Annotated in this window: 16 protein-coding genes and 4 tRNA genes; 11 read left to right on the top strand and 9 right to left on the bottom strand. The window is 71.1% G+C overall.

The window, feature by feature from the left end; genetic code table 11:
- Window positions 1–8 precede the first annotated feature (8 nt).
- Both VXJ25_RS05725 and VXJ25_RS05720 read left to right on the top strand, forming a co-directional pair.
- On the top strand, window positions 9–1,019 hold the full coding sequence (locus VXJ25_RS05725) for a Ppx/GppA phosphatase family protein (RefSeq protein WP_330958257.1): 1,011 nt from the start codon (window positions 9–11) through the stop codon (window positions 1,017–1,019).
- A 103-nt stretch (window positions 1,020–1,122) separates the two neighbouring features.
- Window positions 1,123–1,207 (top strand) — tRNA-Leu (locus VXJ25_RS05720).
- Between the two features lie 81 nt (window positions 1,208–1,288).
- Here VXJ25_RS05720 and VXJ25_RS05715 read toward each other — a convergent pair.
- The 4 genes from VXJ25_RS05715 to VXJ25_RS05700 form a co-directional block, all read right to left on the bottom strand.
- Window positions 1,289–1,363: transfer RNA gene (locus tag VXJ25_RS05715), tRNA-Glu, on the bottom strand.
- Between the two features lie 77 nt (window positions 1,364–1,440).
- A complete protein-coding gene (locus VXJ25_RS05710) occupies window positions 1,441–2,439 on the bottom strand; it encodes a hypothetical protein (RefSeq protein ID WP_330958256.1) in 999 nt (332 codons plus the stop codon).
- Complete coding sequence (locus VXJ25_RS05705; protein WP_330958255.1) at window positions 2,436–3,533, bottom strand: tetratricopeptide repeat protein; 1,098 nt, start codon at window positions 3,531–3,533, stop codon at window positions 2,436–2,438. The genes VXJ25_RS05710 and VXJ25_RS05705 overlap by 4 nt, the downstream gene beginning before the upstream one ends.
- An 18-nt stretch (window positions 3,534–3,551) precedes the next feature.
- Window positions 3,552–5,081: a Mur ligase family protein gene (locus VXJ25_RS05700; protein WP_330958254.1), complete on the bottom strand. Its 1,530-nt coding sequence runs from the start codon at window positions 5,079–5,081 to the stop codon at window positions 3,552–3,554.
- Window positions 5,082–5,151: 70 nt separating this feature from the next.
- Between VXJ25_RS05700 and VXJ25_RS05695 the strand changes: the two genes are divergently transcribed.
- From VXJ25_RS05695 to nagB, 4 genes are all read left to right on the top strand, one after another.
- Window positions 5,152–5,227 (top strand) — tRNA-Val (locus VXJ25_RS05695).
- Between the two features lie 81 nt (window positions 5,228–5,308).
- Window positions 5,309–6,058, top strand: coding sequence for a ribonuclease PH (gene rph, locus VXJ25_RS05690; protein ID WP_330958253.1), 750 nt, complete (start codon window positions 5,309–5,311; stop codon window positions 6,056–6,058).
- Window positions 6,059–6,085: 27 nt separating this feature from the next.
- On the top strand, window positions 6,086–6,715 hold the full coding sequence (gene rdgB / locus VXJ25_RS05685; protein ID WP_330958252.1) for an RdgB/HAM1 family non-canonical purine NTP pyrophosphatase: 630 nt from the start codon (window positions 6,086–6,088) through the stop codon (window positions 6,713–6,715).
- 234 nt (window positions 6,716–6,949) lie between these two features.
- Window positions 6,950–7,684, top strand: coding sequence for a glucosamine-6-phosphate deaminase (nagB, locus tag VXJ25_RS05680; RefSeq protein WP_330958251.1), 735 nt, complete (start codon window positions 6,950–6,952; stop codon window positions 7,682–7,684).
- 110 nt (window positions 7,685–7,794) lie between these two features.
- Here nagB and VXJ25_RS05675 read toward each other — a convergent pair whose 3' ends face one another.
- Entirely contained in the window at window positions 7,795–8,883 is a 1,089-nt protein-coding gene (locus VXJ25_RS05675; protein ID WP_330958250.1) for a M24 family metallopeptidase, read from the bottom strand.
- 286 nt (window positions 8,884–9,169) lie between these two features.
- On the opposite strand from VXJ25_RS05675, the gene VXJ25_RS05670 reads away from it, so the two are divergent.
- The 3 genes from VXJ25_RS05670 to VXJ25_RS05660 all read left to right on the top strand — a co-directional run bounded on the left by VXJ25_RS05670 (window position 9,170) and on the right by VXJ25_RS05660 (window position 10,504).
- Window positions 9,170–9,460 (top strand): Veg family protein, encoded by a 291-nt coding sequence (locus tag VXJ25_RS05670; RefSeq protein WP_330958249.1) that lies wholly within the window; start codon window positions 9,170–9,172, stop codon window positions 9,458–9,460.
- A 4-nt stretch (window positions 9,461–9,464) separates the two neighbouring features.
- Window positions 9,465–10,412 carry a 4-(cytidine 5'-diphospho)-2-C-methyl-D-erythritol kinase gene (ispE, locus tag VXJ25_RS05665; RefSeq protein WP_330958248.1) on the top strand — a complete coding sequence of 316 codons (948 nt, stop codon included), beginning with the start codon at window positions 9,465–9,467 and terminating at the stop codon, window positions 10,410–10,412.
- 15 nt (window positions 10,413–10,427) lie between these two features.
- Window positions 10,428–10,504, top strand: a tRNA-Pro gene (locus tag VXJ25_RS05660).
- Between the two features lie 176 nt (window positions 10,505–10,680).
- Here VXJ25_RS05660 and VXJ25_RS05655 read toward each other — a convergent pair.
- Entirely contained in the window at window positions 10,681–10,983 is a 303-nt protein-coding gene (locus tag VXJ25_RS05655) for a YunC family protein (protein WP_330958247.1), read from the bottom strand.
- Window positions 10,984–11,066: 83 nt separating this feature from the next.
- On the bottom strand, window positions 11,067–11,639 hold the full coding sequence (locus tag VXJ25_RS05650; RefSeq protein ID WP_330958246.1) for a flavin reductase family protein: 573 nt from the start codon (window positions 11,637–11,639) through the stop codon (window positions 11,067–11,069).
- A 177-nt stretch (window positions 11,640–11,816) separates the two neighbouring features.
- Here VXJ25_RS05650 and VXJ25_RS05645 point away from each other — a divergent pair, with 177 nt between their 5' ends.
- Both VXJ25_RS05645 and VXJ25_RS05640 read left to right on the top strand, forming a co-directional pair.
- Window positions 11,817–12,200 carry a winged helix-turn-helix transcriptional regulator gene (locus VXJ25_RS05645; RefSeq protein WP_330958245.1) on the top strand — a complete coding sequence of 128 codons (384 nt, stop codon included), beginning with the start codon at window positions 11,817–11,819 and terminating at the stop codon, window positions 12,198–12,200.
- Window positions 12,201–12,297: 97 nt separating this feature from the next.
- Window positions 12,298–13,233: a radical SAM protein gene (locus VXJ25_RS05640; protein ID WP_330958244.1), complete on the top strand. Its 936-nt coding sequence runs from the start codon at window positions 12,298–12,300 to the stop codon at window positions 13,231–13,233.
- Between the two features lie 79 nt (window positions 13,234–13,312).
- Here the strand turns inward: VXJ25_RS05640 and VXJ25_RS05635 are convergent, their stop codons facing one another.
- Together VXJ25_RS05635 and VXJ25_RS05630 are read right to left on the bottom strand one after the other, a co-directional pair.
- Window positions 13,313–14,716, bottom strand: coding sequence for a GHKL domain-containing protein (locus tag VXJ25_RS05635; RefSeq protein ID WP_330958243.1), 1,404 nt, complete (start codon window positions 14,714–14,716; stop codon window positions 13,313–13,315).
- Entirely contained in the window at window positions 14,713–15,450 is a 738-nt protein-coding gene (locus VXJ25_RS05630) for a LytR/AlgR family response regulator transcription factor (protein WP_330958242.1), read from the bottom strand. The genes VXJ25_RS05635 and VXJ25_RS05630 overlap by 4 nt, the downstream gene beginning before the upstream one ends.
- Window positions 15,451–15,635 lie beyond the last annotated feature (185 nt).

The raw sequence follows: 15,635 nt of genomic DNA, 5'->3' as shown, positions 1-15,635 counted from the left end.
AGGGACGCATGACGAGGGTAGCGGTCATCGACATCGGCACCGTCACCGCGCGGCTCGCGGTCGCAGACGTCGCGTCCGGGCGCGTCGCGAGGCTGGCCAAGAGCTCGAACATCGTCAACCTCGGGCAGGACGTGGACCGCACGGGCCGCCTGAGGGAGGACGCCCAGCGTCGACTGCTCGGCTGCGTGGACCTCTACCTCGCCTCCGCGCGCGAGGCCAGGGCGCCAGCCGTGTGCTGCACGCTCACGAGCGCCGCGCGCGACGCGGAGAACGCCGCCGACCTCCTCGCCGAGCTCGATCGCCGCGGCCTCGCCGCCCAGGTGATCCCCGGCGAGGTCGAGGGGTCGCTGACCTTCCTCGGCGTTGCCCAGGACTTCGGCGGGCGCCGGATCATGGTGGCCGACAACGGCGGCGGCTCGACGGAGGTCGCCGTGGGGAGCCTTGCCGACGGCGAGGGCGGCCTCGCGATCGAGTGGGTCCGCTCCGTGGACGTCGGCTGCCGCAGGCTGACCGAGAAGTTCCTCGCGCACGCGGACCCGCCCTCGGAGGGCGACCTGGCCCGCGCCCACGAGCTCGCGGCCGAGCGCCTCTCGGGTGCCATCCGGGCCGCGAGCGCCGCGGCCGCGGCCTCGGGCGCGCCTGCCGCGAGGCCAGAGCGCCTCGTCGTCACCGGCGGGACGGCCACGACCCTCGTCGCCGTCGAGAAGGGCCTCGAGCCCTACGACCCGCGCCAGGTGCACCTCCAGACCCTCTCCCGCGCGGACGTGGACGCCCTCGAGCGCAGGCTTTGCGGCCTCACCGTCGAGGGGAGGGCGGCCCTCCCCGGGATCCAGGCCAAGCGCGCCCCCGTCATCCTCGGCGGCACCGTCGCCGTCGCCGAGCTCATGCGCGCCGCGGGCTTCGACGAGCTGACCGTGAGCGAGAGCGACCTGCTCTTCGGGCTCTCGATCGTGGCCGCCTCGACCCTCGACGGCGCCCCCTCGCCCTTGGGCTGGCGCCCGGAGCTCACCCTGCTCTGATCGGGCGAAGCCGGGCCGCGCGGTCCTTCTCGGTTGTTCGGCGCGCGCCGGAATTGGCGGGGCACGGGAGGCCGCGATGGGCTACCATAGATAGCGCAACCAAGGGGGCGTGGCGGAATCGGCAGACGCAGCGGACTTAAAATCCGCCGCCGCAAGGCGTGTGGGTTCGAACCCCACCGCCCCTACCAGCGCACGCGTGGGCGCGGCCAGAGCCGCGAGCCAGAGAAAAGAGGGCCCCCGGCGTGCCGGGGGCCCTCGTGGCGTCTGGATGGTGCCCCCAACGAGATTCGAACTCGTGTCGTCGCCTTGAAAGGGCGATGTCCTAACCGTTAGACGATGGGGACGGCATCGCAGGTTCCGAGTATACCAGACGCACCGGGCGTGCGTAGGGCGGGCGCGGCGGGGCGGCCGGCGCCGCCGGCTAGCGAGCGCCCTCGGGGTCGAGCCAGTCCAGCCCGTTGCGCCTGGCGTAGTCCTTCGCCGAGGCGAGGAAGCCCGGCTGCGCCGCCGCCCAGGCGGCGAAGTCCGGGACGTCGGCGATGACCGGGTCGGCCTCGTGCACCGCGAGCACGGCCTCGTCGAACGAGCCCGGCACGAAGGCCGGCCGGTCGGGGACATAGACGTCCATGAGGGTGGGCTGCAGGAGCGCGTAGGCCCCGCCCGGGCAGAGCCGGTCGTAGCCCCTGAGCGCGCGGCGGGCGGCGGGCGCGCGCCCGACCTTGTAGAGCAGGATCGTGCGGGCGAGGTGCAGCCAGGCGTTGCCGTGGCGGGAGAAGCGCGCGTCGAGCCAGTCGAGGCCCTCCTCGTCCTCCAGGCGCGCCATGCAGAGCGCGTAGGTGTAGCGCGCGCCGACGGCGTCGAGCGGGGAGGCCGTCAGCAGCCCCCGGCACTCGTCGGCGGCCATGCGGTAGCGCGCGCCGTCGACGCAGGTGCGCGCGACGTGGGCCCTGAGGCGCAGGCGCGGCCGGTTGAAGACGTCGGTCCAGGCGTCGCCCGTAGCCGGCGTGGCGATCGGTCCCCGCTCGTCGTCGAGCTCCCCCTCGAGCGCGAGGAGGGCGTCGAGCAGGGCGTCGCCGTCCAGGTCCTGGGCGAGCAGGCCGCAGACGCGCGCGTCGACGCACGCCGGGGAGACGGCGCACGCCCGCTCGCAGGCCTCGCGCAGCCGTCCGAGGGCCTTCGCCCGCGCCTCGGCGTACTCGTCGTCGTCGAGGAGGTCGTCGTCGGCCCGCGCGTCCGCGTAGCGCGAGAGCGCCTGCTCGAGCAGGGCGAAGGCGCGCTCCTCGTCATCGTCCACGAAGGCGTCGGGGTTCTCCCTGACGGCGAGCTCCAGCTCGTGGAAGGCCTCGTCGGAGAGATCGGCGAGCTTCTCGCGGCGCTTGAGGGCGAGCCTCAGGCACCTCTCTGCGCGCACGTCCATCATGGGCGACCGCCTCGCGGAAGGTTGGCGTCGGGGCCCTGCCAGCCGTCGGCGCCGGCGGCGCTCTCGGCCATGCGCTCGCGCATCACGGCGCTCGAGGCCCGCGGGGCGAGCCTGCTCGTCTCTCGGGCGACCCAGGCGGAGAGCGCGCCTGCGCCCCGGGGGTCGCGGCCCTCCTGGAGGAGCACCGTGCCCTCGGAGAGGGCCAGGATCAGCTCGTCCTCGCTGTAGGGCAGGACGCAAAGGCGGGCGAAGACGCCGTCGGGCAGCTCCGCCTGGCGGATTAGGGACTCGGCGGCGTTGGGGTAGGTCTCGACGAGGCCGCGGAGCTCGTCCCGGGCCCGGTCCATCTCGTGGGCCTTGTAGGCGAGCGCGAGGCGCGCGAGGCGCGTCCAGGCGTCGTCGGCGGGGGTGCGGCGGCCGTGGGGCTGACGGCGGGCGCAGGCGGCGTCGAGGCCGGCCTCGTCTTCGAGCTTCGCGAGAGCGAGCGCCTCGGTGAAGCGGACGTCGGCCTGGTCGTGCGGGTCGAGCTCGAGGGCCTCACGGCAGACGCGCAACGCCTCGCGGTTCCTACCGCAGATGAGCGCCTCCTCGGCCTCGGCGGCGAGCCAGCGCAGGTAGGGGGCGCACGCAAGGTCGGCGGCGAGGCGGGCCCGCTCGGGGGAGTCGGGTCCCTCGAGCGCGCGGTCGCGCTCGGCGAGGCAGCGCGCGCGGACCTCCGGCTCGCCCTCGACGAGGTAGGCGAGGTAGCCGTCGAACGAGGGCTTCTCGGAGGCCGCCTGCATGCGCGCGGCGTCGAAGCAGTCGGCGTCGAGGGCGAGCGCCTCCTTCAGCAGCTGGTGGCCGTGCGCGACGAGCTTCTCGGCCTCCCGCTCGTCCGCGAAGGGGAGGCGGTAGTCGATGTCGGCCGCGGCGAGGGTCACGAGGTGGAAGGCCCTGTCCTCGTCCGTCTGCGGCAGCGAGTCGCGGTCCTGCTGGAACCTGAGCCCGAAGGAGGAGAAGGCGTGCGCCGCGGCGGTCGCGTCGCCCCCGTCGAGCGTGCGGGCGAAGCGGAGCCCCAGGCGCTGGTAGTCCTCCCGCTGGGGGTCAAACGCCATCGATTCTCCTTTCGTGCGTCAGTGTCGCGCCATCGCGGCCCTAAGGAGGTCCATGTCGAGCGGTGCCGGCGTGAGGCCGCCCATCTCGTGCTGGTAGCCCTCCGTGCCCCGTGCGAGCACGCAGACCACGCACGGCCCCGTGCCCGCGAAGGCGAGGTCCACGGCGTGCTGGATGGCCTCGGCGCGGTCGCAGACGGTCTCGTGGGGAGTGCCCGCCGGAGTGGCCTCGGCCATCTCGCGGCAGATGTCCTCCACGCGCTCGTGGCCGGGGTCGTCCTTGGTGAAGACAAGGAGGTCCGACCAGCGGGCGGCCTCGACGGGGAGCTCGCGCCGGCGCTCCACGGCCTTGTCGCCCGTGGCGCCGAAGACCGATATCACGCGGTACCCCGGGAACTCCTCGCGGACGCTGGGGCCGAACTTCGAGAAGGCCATAGCGTTGTGGGCGAAGTCCACGATGCCCACGACGCGGCGGTCGTCGCTCCAGACGAGCTCCATGCGGCCGGGCACGCTCACGCGCGCGAGGCCGGCGAGCACCTGGTCGCGCCCGGCGCCGAGAAGCTCCGCCGCGCAGATGGCCGCCAGGGCGTTCTCCACGTTGAAGAGCCCGGGCATGGGCAGCTCCACGCGGGCCTCCCAGCTGGGCGTATGGGCGACGAAGGAGCTCCTGCCGAGGCCGGACTCCACCTCGTCGCACCAGACGTCGGCGCGCCTGCCGGCGACCTCGGGGCCCGTGGCGGAGAAGAGGAGCGTCCGCTCGCAGGAGGCTGCCGCCTCGAGGACCCGGTCGAGGTGGTCGGTCGCGAGGTTCACCACGGCCGTGCGCGCCTGCCGGAAGATTCGCAGCTTGGAGGAGAAGTAGTCCTCCCAGGTGGGGTGCTCGAGGGGGGAGATGTGGTCGCGCCCGATGTTCAGGAAGGCGGCCACGTCGAGGTGGAGGCCCACGACGCGGTCGTACTTGAGCGCCTGGCTCGAGACCTCCATCACGAGGTCGGGGAGGTGGGAGTCGCGCGCGTTGGCGACGTGGCGCCACAGGTCGCAGGCCTCGGGCGTGGTGTTGATGCTCTCGGCGCGCTCGACGCCGTCGAAGGTCTCGATCGAGCCGACGATCGCGCAGCGGGGCTCCGGGGAGCCGGCGTCCAGGATGGAGCGGAGCATGTAGCTCGTGGTGGACTTGCCCTTGGTGCCCGTGATGCCCACGCAGGTGAGGTCGCGGTCCGGGTGCCCCCAGGCCTCGAGGGCGACGAGGGCCATGGCGCGCCGGACGTCGCTCGCGACGAGCGCGGGCATCCCGGGCGCGAGCCGCGCGAGCTCGTCTGCGCGCTCCTCGCCCGTGAGGTAGGCGACGGCGCCGGACTCGAGCGCGGAGGCGAGGTAGGCGGGCCGGAAGGCCGCGCCCTTGCAGACGAAGAGGTGGCCCGGGCGCACGAAGCGCGAGTCGGAGTCCGCACCGCAGACGGGCAGCGGGTCTGCGGGGAGCGCGTGCGCGCGGACGAGCAGGCCCTCGGACTCGAGTGCCGCTGCGAGCGATGTAAGCGTTGTCGTATCCATGCGCTTGAGTATAGCCCCTCGTGATGGGGCCGGGGGGCGCCTGGGCTGTGTTACACTTTCTCCGCGACAAGGGCGATTGGCGCAGTGGCTAGCGCAGGTGCCTTACACGCACAAGGTCGGGGGTTCGAACCCCTCATCGCCCACCAGAGAAGCCGGACGGGCCCCTCCGCTCGCGGGAGGGGCCCGTTCTGTAGGGCCGGCGCTTGCCGGCGGGCAGGTGGAGGAACATGCCAGGTGACTCCGGCGCCGAGAGGGCGCTCGAGCGCAGCTTCGGGCGGGCGGCGGACGAGATGCGCCCCGCCAAGCTCACGCGCAACGTGATGAAGAACGCGGACGGCTCGTGCCTCGTGGAGTTCGGGGACACGCGGGTGCTGTGCGCCGCCACCGTGGAGGAGGGCGTGCCGCGCTGGCGCAAGGGCTCGCGCGCCGGCTGGGTCACGGCGGAGTACGCCATGCTCCCGGCCAGCACCAGCCGCCGCACCCCGCGCGAGTACCGCGGGCGCAAGGGGCGCTCGATGGAGATCGAGCGCCTGGTCGGCAGGAGCCTGCGCACGGTCTGCGACCTCGCCGCCCTGGGCGAGGCGACCGTGACGGTCGACTGCGACGTGATCCAGGCCGACGGCGGCACGCGCACCGCCTCCGTCACCGGTGCGTGGGTCGCCCTGCACGACGCCCTGCGCTCGTGGGAGGAGCGCGGCAACATCCAGCGCCTCCCGCTCACGGGGCAGGTCGCCGCCATCTCCATGGGGGAGGTGGACGGCAGGCTGCTCCTGGACCTCGACTACCGCGAGGACAGCCACGCCCAGGTGGACCTCAACCTCGTGGGCACGGGCGACGGAGGCATCGTGGAGATCCAGGGGACGGGCGAGAGGAGCCTCTTCACGCGCGAACAGCTCGACGCCCTTCTCGACATGGGCCTGCCCGCGATCGAGAGGCTCGTCGCCCTGCAGGACGAGGTCACCAACTTCAGGTCCTAGGCCAGCGCCTGGACGGAGGGGAGCATCATGCCAGCTGTGGACGCGACGGCGCTCGACGCCGAGAGGACCGTGGTCGTGGCCACGGGCAACGCGCACAAGGTCTCGGAGATCGAGGCCATCCTCGGCCCGCTCATGGAGGGCTACCGCTTCTGCGCCCTCGGTGAGCTCGGGGATTTCCCCGACCCGGTGGAGGACGGCGACACCTTCCTCGCCAACGCCCTGATCAAGGCCCGCGCAGCGCTCCAGGAGACCGGCCTCAAGATCGCCGTCGCCGACGACTCCGGGCTCGTGGTGGACGCGCTCGGCGGGGCCCCGGGCATCTTCTCGGCGCGCTGGGCAGGCGAGCACGGCGACGACGATGCCAACAACGAGAAGCTCCTGCGCGAGATGGCGGGAGTGCCCGACCCGGAGCGCGGCGCCCATTTCCACTCCACCGTGGTCCTCGTCCGCTCCGACGGCCGCGTGCTGACGGGCGACGGAGACTGCCCGGGCAGGATCGGGCACGAGCGGCGCGGCGCCAACGGCTTCGGCTATGACCCGCTCTTCCTCCTCGACGACGTCCCCGGCAGGACCATGGCCGAGCTCTCGCCAGACGAGAAGAACCGCCTCTCGCACCGCTTCCGCGCCCTCGAGGACCTCGCCTCGAAGCTGCGGTAGGGGCCCGCGGCCCTTCTCGGCCGGCGCTGGCCAGGACTCGCGGCCCCTCTCGGCCGCGCCCTCAGCAGGACCCGCGCCCGCGGGCGGCACGCAGGTGTCGCTCGCGGGCTTTTTCGCGCGCTTACCCGTTTTCGACATTTGTCATAACAAATCGCGGTACCCTGTGGTCGGAAGGTAGGAGGCCGCTCCTTGCGAGGGGCCTTGGCAGGAAGGTTTCTTACAAGAGGGGGAACCATGAGAGTCGTCCGCACCACCGACTACAACGACATGAGCCGCAAGGCCGCCAACGTCATCTCCGCGCAGACCATCCTCAAGCCCGACACGGTCCTCGGCCTGGCGACCGGCAGCACGCCCATCGGCACCTATCGGCAGCTGATCGACTGGTACAAGAAGGGCGACATCGATTTCTCGCAGGTCAGCACCTACAACCTGGACGAGTACCGCGGCCTGGCGCCTGAGGACCCCAACAGCTACCACTACTTCATGCGCACCAACCTCTTCGACCACGTGAACATCGACCTGGCCAACACCCACGTGCCCGACGGCCTCGCGGCCGACCCCGAGGCCTACTGCGCAAGCTACGACGCGATGGTGCGCGACGCCGGCTACCCCGACCTGCAGCTCCTCGGCATCGGGCGCAACGGGCACATCGGCTTCAACGAGCCGGACGACGCCTTCTCCAAGGGCACCCACCTCGTGGACCTCACCGAGAGCACCATCGAGGCCAACAGTCGCCTGTTCGACAGCGTCGACGACGTGCCCCGCCAGGCCTTCTCCATGGGCGTCCAGACCATCATGTACGCCCACACGATCCTTCTCATCGCCTCCGGCGAGGAGAAGGCCGAGGCCGTGCGCGACGCCATCTTGGGACCGGTCACCCCGCACTGCCCCGCCTCGATCCTCCAGCTGCACGCCAACTGCATCCTCATCGCGGACGCCGCCGCCCTCTCGCTCTGCCCCGCCGAGTAGGGCGCTCGAACGCGCAAGGATAGGAGCCCGCGCCCCCTCGGGGACGCGGGCTCCGTTTTTGTGCCCCGTGCGCGAGCCGCCGCGGCGGCGAAGGCTGCCTTGGCCGGCGCCTAGGCGTCGAGCGTGGTCGGCTCGTGCGTGTAGGCGTTCAGGATCTCGTGGCCGTCCTCGCGGACGATGGCGAGGTCCTCGATGCGCACGCCGATGTCGCCGGGGATGTAGATGCCGGGTTCGATCGAGAAGCACATGCCGGGCAGCACCGGCTCGTGGTGCGTGGAGCTGACGTCGCCGGGCTCGTGGTCCGAGAGGCCGATCTGGTGGCCCAGGCGGTGCGTGAAGTACCTGCCGTACCCGGCGTCCTCGATGACCCTGCGCGCAGCGAGGTCGAGATCGGCGAACTCGACGCCAGGGGCTATCAGGGCCTCGGCCGCCTCGTTCGCGCGCCTGACCGTGTCGTAGACCTCGACCTGGTGGGCGGTCGGCGCGGCGGTGAAGAAGGTGCGCGTCATGTCCGAGCAGTACGCGCGGTACTTGCAGCCCACGTCGAACAGGACCATGTCACCCTTCTCGAGCCGCGTGCCGTCGGGCTCGTGGTGCGGGTCGGCGGCGTTGGCGCCGAAGGAGACGATGGGCGAGAAGCTGTGGTCTTCGGCCCCGAGGGAGCGGTACTCGCCGAGGAGCCCCTCGGCGATCGAGCGCTCGGTCACGCCCACGCGCACCTGGTCGGCGAGCCAGGCCATGGCGCGGTCGTTGATGCGCGAGGCCTCTCGCATGAGCTCCTGCTCGGCGTCGTCCTTGATGGAGCGGGCGCGGTCGACGGCGACGGATGCGAGGCGGACGGAGGCGCCGGCGCCCGCCTCCATGAGGGGGAGCAGCCAGCGCGCCGCCAGGTCCTTGTCGACCCCGAGGGGCTCGGCGTGGTCGGTCGCCGCGAGCACGAGCGGCACCGGGTCATCGGTGTCGTCGAAGGTGACGACCTCGTCCGCGGCGCCCGTCGCGTCGGGGAAGAGGCGGTTGCAGAAGAGGGTGGAGCGGGGGACGCCGCCCTCCTCGGTGAGGTAGAGCGCAAGGAAGCGCTCGTAGGGCTCGGTGTAGTAGCCGGTGAGGTACCAGATCGACAGCGGGTCCGTGACGATGGCCTGGCCGAGGCCGAGCTCGCGGAGGTTCGCGAGCACCTTGCTGGCGCGTTGCTTGTTCATTCCTGCTCCCAGGTCGCGGTGTGCGTGCGGCGCCGGCCGGACGCGCGGGGTATGGCGCGAACGGCCGGCCCCGGCAAGTGTAGCGCTCGCGCCCGCGGCGCGGACGGCCGGCGTCGGCCCCCCGGGCCTGCGACGGAGAGCCTCGTCGCGAGATGGAGATTGCGCGATTGCGCCAAACCGGCGCATGCGCGCGAGGTAACAGGCTATTCTAATCTAGTTTGACGATAACTAGCCTGACATTATTCTGGCTATTTTCCAAGGCGTCCGCGCCGGGAAGAGTGATGGTATGGAGAACGAGATACCTCCAGTGAACAGGGTAGACCTCATCCACGAGGAGCTGGGCCACTACGTCGGCCAGCGCATCAAGGTCCGCGCCAACATGGGCCGCTCGCGCATCGTGGAGCGCACGGGCGTGCTCGTGCAGGCCCACCCCTCCCTCTTCGTGATCGAGGTCGAGGAGCGCAGGGGCCGCAAGGCCCGTCAGTCCTACCAGTACGTGGACGTGCTCACGGGCACCGTCGAGCTCTTCGACGCCAACACCAACGAGCGCATGTTCGACTTCGAGGCCGTGGACTAGGGCCATGCGCGCCCGCACCCAAGACGTCCGCGCCGTCACGCGCCTGGCGCCCGCCAAGGTGAACCTGCACCTCGGCGTGCATGCCGAGAAGGACGCGCGGGGCTACCACCGCGTCGACTCAGTGATGGTCGCCCTCGACCTGGCCGACGTCGTGACCGTGGAGCCGGCAGGCTCCCTCTCGGTCACCTGCGTGCCGCCCGCGGGCTTCCCCGAGCAGAGCAACACCGCCTTCCGGGCGGCGTCGCTCCTCGCGGCCGCCCTGGGGCGCCCCGCGGACGTCCGGGTCACCCTGGAGAAGCACATCCCCGAGCAGAGCGGCATGGGCGGCTCGAGCTCGGACGCGGCCAGCGTCCTGCTCGCCCTGTGTGAGCTTTGGGGCCTCGACCCGCTCGACGCGCGCGTGGCAAAGGCCGCGCGCGCCGTGGGCGCCGACGTCCCCTTCTTCCTCGACCCGCGCCCCACGCTGCTCGCAGGCGCCGGCGACGTCCCCAGGGAGAAGTTCCCGCCGCTCGACGGCGTGCCCGTCGCGCTCGTGCGCCCCGAGGGCCCGGGCGTGAGCACGCCTGCGGCCTACCGGGAGTTCGACCGGCTGCACGATCCCGCCGCCGACCCCGCGCCGATCTGCTCCGCCCTGCGCGCCTCGGACGCCCGCGCCGTCGCGGGCCTGCTCGAGAACAACCTCGACCCCGTCGCCCGGCGCCTCCTGCCGGAGGTCGACCGCGTGAGGGGCTGGCTCAGTGCCCGGGAGGGCGTCGTCGCCTACCAGGTCACCGGCTCGGGCAGCTGCGTGTTCGCCGTCTGCGAGTCCCGTGCGGCGGCGGAGGCCGCCGCGGCCGAGGCCCGGCTCGTCTCGGCGGGCGCGGACGGACGTCCGAGGTGGTGGTCGCGGGCCGCTGTGACCATTTCCTCCCCGAGCCAAATTCCCGTGGCCAAAGCCCGGAAACTCTGCTAACATAAGGCGTCGCAACGGCTCGTGGCTCAGCATGGTAGAGCGCTCGGTTCGGGACCGAGAGGTCGCTGGTTCAAATCCAGTCGAGCCGACCATAGATTGGTCAACCCGGAGGTCTTCCTCCGGGTTTTTCTTTAGGGATTCGCACTGGAATCTCGTGGAGTCCCTGCAATCGCCAGTGGTGCCTATCCTCAGGCGGACGGCGGGCGCACCCCCACCGTCCGCCTGAGGCGAGCGTGGCGGCGGGCCACTCCGCCGCCACGCGTTGCGCCTACGAGTTCAGCAGCTCTGCGGCCTCGAGGCCGGTCATGCCCTCCTTGACGCCGAGCTCGGCCGCCTGGGGGGTCATGCCGGTGACCTTGTTGGCGAGGACGTCTTCGAAGCTCGCGCCCGCGACGCGCACGGCGACGTCGCCGAGCTGCTCGGCCTTCTCGAGGCTGAGGTAGCCGCACATGAGGAAGCCCCTGGCGCAGCGGATAACGATGAGGTTGGCGTGGCCCTCGCCCGCCAGGGCGGGCACGATGAGGCCCTCCGCCTTGCCGCTTCCTATCGTGAGCACTTCCGTGGTGACCATGCGAACCCCTCTCTTCCGGACGTCCTTCTCTGGCTTCGGCCTGCCGGCGGCGCCCGAGCCCGGCGAGCGCCGACTATGCCCTTCTAATTATGCATGAGGGCCTTGCCGCTGCCCCAGGCCTCGCCGACCTTCTCGCCGATGGCGTAGTAGCCGTTCTGGAAGGTGTCGAAGCAGAAGGCACCGAGCCGGGCGGGGTCGACCTTGCCGGAGTCGTCCAGCACGCGCTCCTCGGCCAGGACGCCCACGATCTTGCCGAGGACGTGGAAGCCGTAGGACTCCTGGCGCGCCTCGGCCACCTCGCACTCGAGGGTGAGCGGGAACTCGTTGACGACGGGCGCGTCGACCTTCTCGCTCCGGGTGGCCGTGAGCCCGGAGCGCTCGAACTTGTCGGACATGGTGTTGCCGCTCGCGATGCCGAAGAAGTCGGCCGCCGCGAGGTGGTCGACGTCGGCGACGCTCAGCGTGAAGGCGCCGGTCCGCTTGAGGTTGGCGGAGGTCCGGTGACGCTCGCCGATGTTGAGCGAGACCATATCGGTGGCGCAGACGCCGCCCCACGCCATGTTCATGACGTCGACCGAGCCGTCCTCGTTGTAGGTGGCGATCATGAGCACGGGCATGGGGAACAGGTAGGGGTGGACCCCGAGGTCCTTCTTCATAGTGTCTCCCTCTCTCGCCGGGAATCCGGCGCTCGGATACGCACATGATAGGCGCCTCGCGAGGATGTGGCGCCTTCGTGCAGGTGAGCGCAAGAGTATCCCCTCGTGCCCTGGGTACAATTGTGATGCTGGTATCTTTTGCGTATCGTATCGTTCGCCGGCGCGCTGGAGGCATGGATGGAGAAGGTCGCGACGAAGCTCTCGCGCTCCATGGGGCTGCCCGCCTGCCCCGTGGAGACCACCCTGCTGCTGATCGGCAGCAAGTGGAAGGTGCTGATTCTGAGGGACCTGGCCGGGGGCCGTCGCCGCTTCGGCGAGCTGCGCCGCTCCCTGGGCGGCATCTCCCAGAAGGTCCTCACCAGCAACCTGCGCGAGATGGAGGCGGACGGTCTGCTCACCCGCACCGCCTATCCCGAGGTGCCACCCCGCGTGGAGTACGAGCTGACGCCTCTGGGCGCGAGCCTCGCCCCCGTGCTCGACGCCCTCAGGGACTGGGGCGAGGGCTACCAGGCGGCGAATCCCGAGAGACCGCTCGTGGCGACCGCCAGTCACTACGCATAGCCGCCGCGGCGCGGGCCCGGTGCCGCGCCGCGGCAGAGGAAGGGTCCCGTCGGCGCCGGCCGGAGGGACAGGCGACTACCGTCGTGAGGTGATCCGCATGCCAGGAACAATCTGCAAGTCCTCCAACGAGCGCGGGGCGTTTGGGCTCGTGGTCTCCCGGGGCTGCCCGTACAACCGCTGCGCCTTCTGCGACCTCTACAAGGACACCACCTACCGCGAGGTTCCGCTCGAGAGGATCGAGGCGGAGCTCAGGCGCGTCCACGACGTGGGCGGCACCCCCACCAACCTCATGCTGGGTGACGGCGACGCCCTCCACATGGACATGGACCGCCTCATGGCCATCCTGGACCTCATCGGGCGCTACCTGCCCTCCGTGGAGCGGGTCACGAGCGACGCCACGGTGCCCTCGATCGCAAGGAAGACCGACGGCGAGCTCCGCGAGCTGCGTAGGCGCGGCTACGCCATGGTGTACGTGGGCATCGAAACCGGGCTCGACGACGTCCTTTGCCAGATGCACAAGGACCACACCAACGACCAGGCGCGCGAGCAGGTCAGGCGCCTGCATGCGGCGGGCTTCGAGCTCGGCGCGCACATCATGACCGGCGTCGCCGGCGCAGGTCGCGGCGCGGAGAACGCCCGTGCCACGGCGCGCCTCCTGAACGAGCTCCGCCCGAGCTTCATCACCAACTTCAACCTCGGCGTCAACCCGCTGACCGAGCTAGGCCGCTGGGAGCGGGAGGGCCGGTTCGTTCGGGCGAGCGACCTCGAGTGCATGGAGGAGGAGCGCCTGCTCGTGAGCGGGCTCGCGATCGACACCGTGTTCGAGGGCTACCACACCAAGCACGTCGCCTGCGGCGAGGAGGTCGCGGCGGGCGACGGCCCGGAGTGGCAGCGCGCCATCACCCAGTGGGTCCACACGAAGGCGAAGCTGCCCGAGGGCCGCGAGCGCATCCTCGCGAAGCTCGACGCCTCCATCGCCCAGCTCCGCGAGGCGCAGGCCTCAGCGGCCCGTCCGGAGCCCGTCTGCTGCTAGGTCGCCGCTAGGGCACGGGTTCAGCGCGGTGCCTTCCGCGCGGTACCTTCCGTGCGGAGCCCGCTGGCGGCGGATGCCCTCAGCGCTCCCCGCGCGCGTGAGGGCGTCCGCCTCCGAGCATGACCGAGGCGCGGAACGTCTCGCCTTCGACCTCGAAGCTCGCCACGCCGTCGCTCTCCCGCGCCGCCGCGCGCACGGATGCGATGCCCAGGCCATGGTGCGCCCCCTTGGTGGTGCGGAAGGTACCCCGCTCCTGCCTCACGAGCTCCGGGGCGCACGAGTTGTCGACGACGAGGAAGAGGTCTCGCCCACGGAGCTCGGCGCGCACGCGCAGGAGCGGCCTCTCTTCGCGGACGGCTGCGAAGTCCTGGATGCCCGCGACGGCGTTCTCGAGCAGGTTCGCAAGGACCGAGGCGACCATCGTCTCGCGCTGCGGGAGGGAGGAGGGGATGCGAGTGGAGATGTCCACCTCCGCCCCCGCGGCACGGGCGCGGTCGGCGAAGTAGACGAGGGCGGCGTTGAGGACGCCGTTCTCGCAGTACTCGATCGGGGCGTCGCCACGGCGGGCGACCTCGGAGAGCTCGCCGAGGTACGCCCGCATGCCGTCCAGGTCGCCCTTGTCGGCGAGCACAGCGAGGGCGTTGAGGTGGTGCCTCAGGTCGTGACGCTGCCTGCGCGCCTCCCCGATGCGCTCGGCGAGATGGCTCATCTGCTCGTTCTGCAGGTTGGTCTGCCCCTGCTCTCGCTCCGTCCGCAACGAGTGCGATGCCATCTGGATCAAGCTGGCGACCTGCCTGAAGGCGAGGAGGAAGAGAAGGTTGAGGGAGATCCAGAGGATGGCGGAGGCGATGATCGAGTCCCCGATCGACGGCGAGTCGGAGGGGTAGGGTCGGGCGAACGAGAAGCTTGCGGACAGCAGCACGGGAACCATCCAGAGGGTGTGCCAGTTCCCGGGGGTGACGAACTGGCTCGTGAGGAACCGAGCGAGCTTCGGGCAGGCGCGCCTCCAGAGGAACGGCGCGAGCAGGCCCCAGAGCGCCCACTGGACGAGCAGGCCCGGCCAGGCGAGGAACAGCTCCGACAGGTCGTTTCCGATGACCGCCGCGTCCACGAGCACGGCGGGCAAGCTTATGTCCGACGTGAGGAGGGTGGCGAGGGCGCACAGGTAGAGCGCCCGCCAGGCGTCGAGGTCCGTCATCCACGTGAGGACGGGGAAGAACAGCGCGACGTCGAGCAGCAGGAGGGGGGCGGTCGGCAGCCCTGCCTCGGAGCAGAGCCGGGCCTCGAGGGCGAGGATCGCTGCGCTCGCGACCGGTAGCGGAGCCACCCCTCTGCGACGGGGTCCCTCCAGGTTCGCGAGCCAGACGATGCGGACGATGAGGGCGAGCGCCGGAAGGCAGCCGAGCAGCTCCGAGAGGGCGAGTGCCCATTGCGGGAGTGCCGAGAGCGCGCCCACGACGGCGGAGGCGAGCCCGCCGCTCACCGCCGCCCCTCCTCGCGCATGCGCGAGAACTCCCACTCCGCCATCGCGGTGCGTGCGGTCGGGAGCAGCCTGCGGCTGATGGGCACCCGTCTCCCGTCGTAGAGGACGAAGTCCGACCCGTCGAGGTCGGACACGAAGTCGAGGTTCACGAGCACGCCCCTCGTGCACTGGAAGAACTGGGACCAGGGGCCGAGAGCCTCCCTGGCCTCGGAGAACGACGCCCTGAGGCGCTTCTCGGAGGCGCCATCCGCCCCCTTGAAGACCACGTAGTGGCCGCTCGAGTGCACGAGGACGTAGCCCGCCGGGTCGAAGGGCACGCTGCCCGGCAGGCTGACGGTGCGTCTCGCGCGCGGGGCGACCGAGACGCCCAGGCGGTCGAGCTCCGTCTTGACGTGGCCGTAGGAGAGGGGCTTGAGCAGGTAGGCGACCACACCCACGCCGTAGCCCTCCACCGCGAAGTCCGGGCTCGAGGAGACGATGACGGCCGGAGCGTCCTCTCCGCGCCGGCGCAGGTCGCGTAGGACGTCTATCCCGGAGGGGCCATGCTCCGACAGGATGCAGTCGAAGACGAGCAGGTCGTACGTCCCGAGGACGAAGGCGTGCACCAGGGACTGCGCACCGTCGAAGGAGTCGACCCTGACCGGGGTGCCCTCGTCGCGGAAGTAGCGCTGGATGTGGGCCTCCAGGAGGGACCTGTCCGTATCGTCGTTCTCGAGAACCGCCACTCGTTTCATCTTTCGAGCGCCTCCTCCCATAGGTCCGTGCGCTCAGACGGAGGGCTGTCTCCAGCGCACCCGATGACGTACAGTTTCTTTCGCAAATGTTGAGAACCGAATAGACCCAGTCCCGCGACAGGGACATGGCCCCGCTGACGGTAGGATGGTAAGTCGCCAAACAAAACCAACTGCCGAAGGAGCGG

Origin of the sequence: Olsenella absiana, from assembly GCF_036408855.1 — a bacterium.
In the GTDB taxonomy this organism is placed as follows: Bacteria; Actinomycetota; Coriobacteriia; order Coriobacteriales; family Atopobiaceae; genus Olsenella_K; species Olsenella_K absiana.
The sequence above is the reverse complement of the archived record's forward strand: the minus strand, read 5'-3'. Positions and strand labels throughout refer to the sequence as shown.

What these genes read in the sequence shown, in the direction of transcription:
- rph (WP_330958253.1), top strand. Translation starts at nt 5,309, where the DNA reads ATGCCAGGTGACTCCGGCGCCGAGAGGGCGCTCGAGCGCAGCTTCGGG.
- nagB (WP_330958251.1), top strand. Translation starts at nt 6,950, where the DNA reads ATGAGAGTCGTCCGCACCACCGACTACAACGACATGAGCCGCAAGGCC.
- VXJ25_RS05725 (WP_330958257.1), top strand. Translation starts at nt 9, where the DNA reads ATGACGAGGGTAGCGGTCATCGACATCGGCACCGTCACCGCGCGGCTC.
- VXJ25_RS05655 (WP_330958247.1), bottom strand. Translation starts at nt 10,983, where the DNA reads ATGGTCACCACGGAAGTGCTCACGATAGGAAGCGGCAAGGCGGAGGGC.
- VXJ25_RS05675 (WP_330958250.1), bottom strand. Translation starts at nt 8,883, where the DNA reads ATGAACAAGCAACGCGCCAGCAAGGTGCTCGCGAACCTCCGCGAGCTC.
- VXJ25_RS05705 (WP_330958255.1), bottom strand. Translation starts at nt 3,533, where the DNA reads ATGGCGTTTGACCCCCAGCGGGAGGACTACCAGCGCCTGGGGCTCCGC.
- VXJ25_RS05630 (WP_330958242.1), bottom strand. Translation starts at nt 15,450, where the DNA reads ATGAAACGAGTGGCGGTTCTCGAGAACGACGATACGGACAGGTCCCTC.
- VXJ25_RS05640 (WP_330958244.1), top strand. Translation starts at nt 12,298, where the DNA reads ATGCCAGGAACAATCTGCAAGTCCTCCAACGAGCGCGGGGCGTTTGGG.
- VXJ25_RS05670 (WP_330958249.1), top strand. Translation starts at nt 9,170, where the DNA reads ATGGAGAACGAGATACCTCCAGTGAACAGGGTAGACCTCATCCACGAG.
- ispE (WP_330958248.1), top strand. Translation starts at nt 9,465, where the DNA reads ATGCGCGCCCGCACCCAAGACGTCCGCGCCGTCACGCGCCTGGCGCCC.
- VXJ25_RS05700 (WP_330958254.1), bottom strand. Translation starts at nt 5,081, where the DNA reads ATGGATACGACAACGCTTACATCGCTCGCAGCGGCACTCGAGTCCGAG.
- VXJ25_RS05710 (WP_330958256.1), bottom strand. Translation starts at nt 2,439, where the DNA reads ATGATGGACGTGCGCGCAGAGAGGTGCCTGAGGCTCGCCCTCAAGCGC.
- rdgB (WP_330958252.1), top strand. Translation starts at nt 6,086, where the DNA reads ATGCCAGCTGTGGACGCGACGGCGCTCGACGCCGAGAGGACCGTGGTC.
- VXJ25_RS05645 (WP_330958245.1), top strand. Translation starts at nt 11,817, where the DNA reads ATGGAGAAGGTCGCGACGAAGCTCTCGCGCTCCATGGGGCTGCCCGCC.
- VXJ25_RS05650 (WP_330958246.1), bottom strand. Translation starts at nt 11,639, where the DNA reads ATGAAGAAGGACCTCGGGGTCCACCCCTACCTGTTCCCCATGCCCGTG.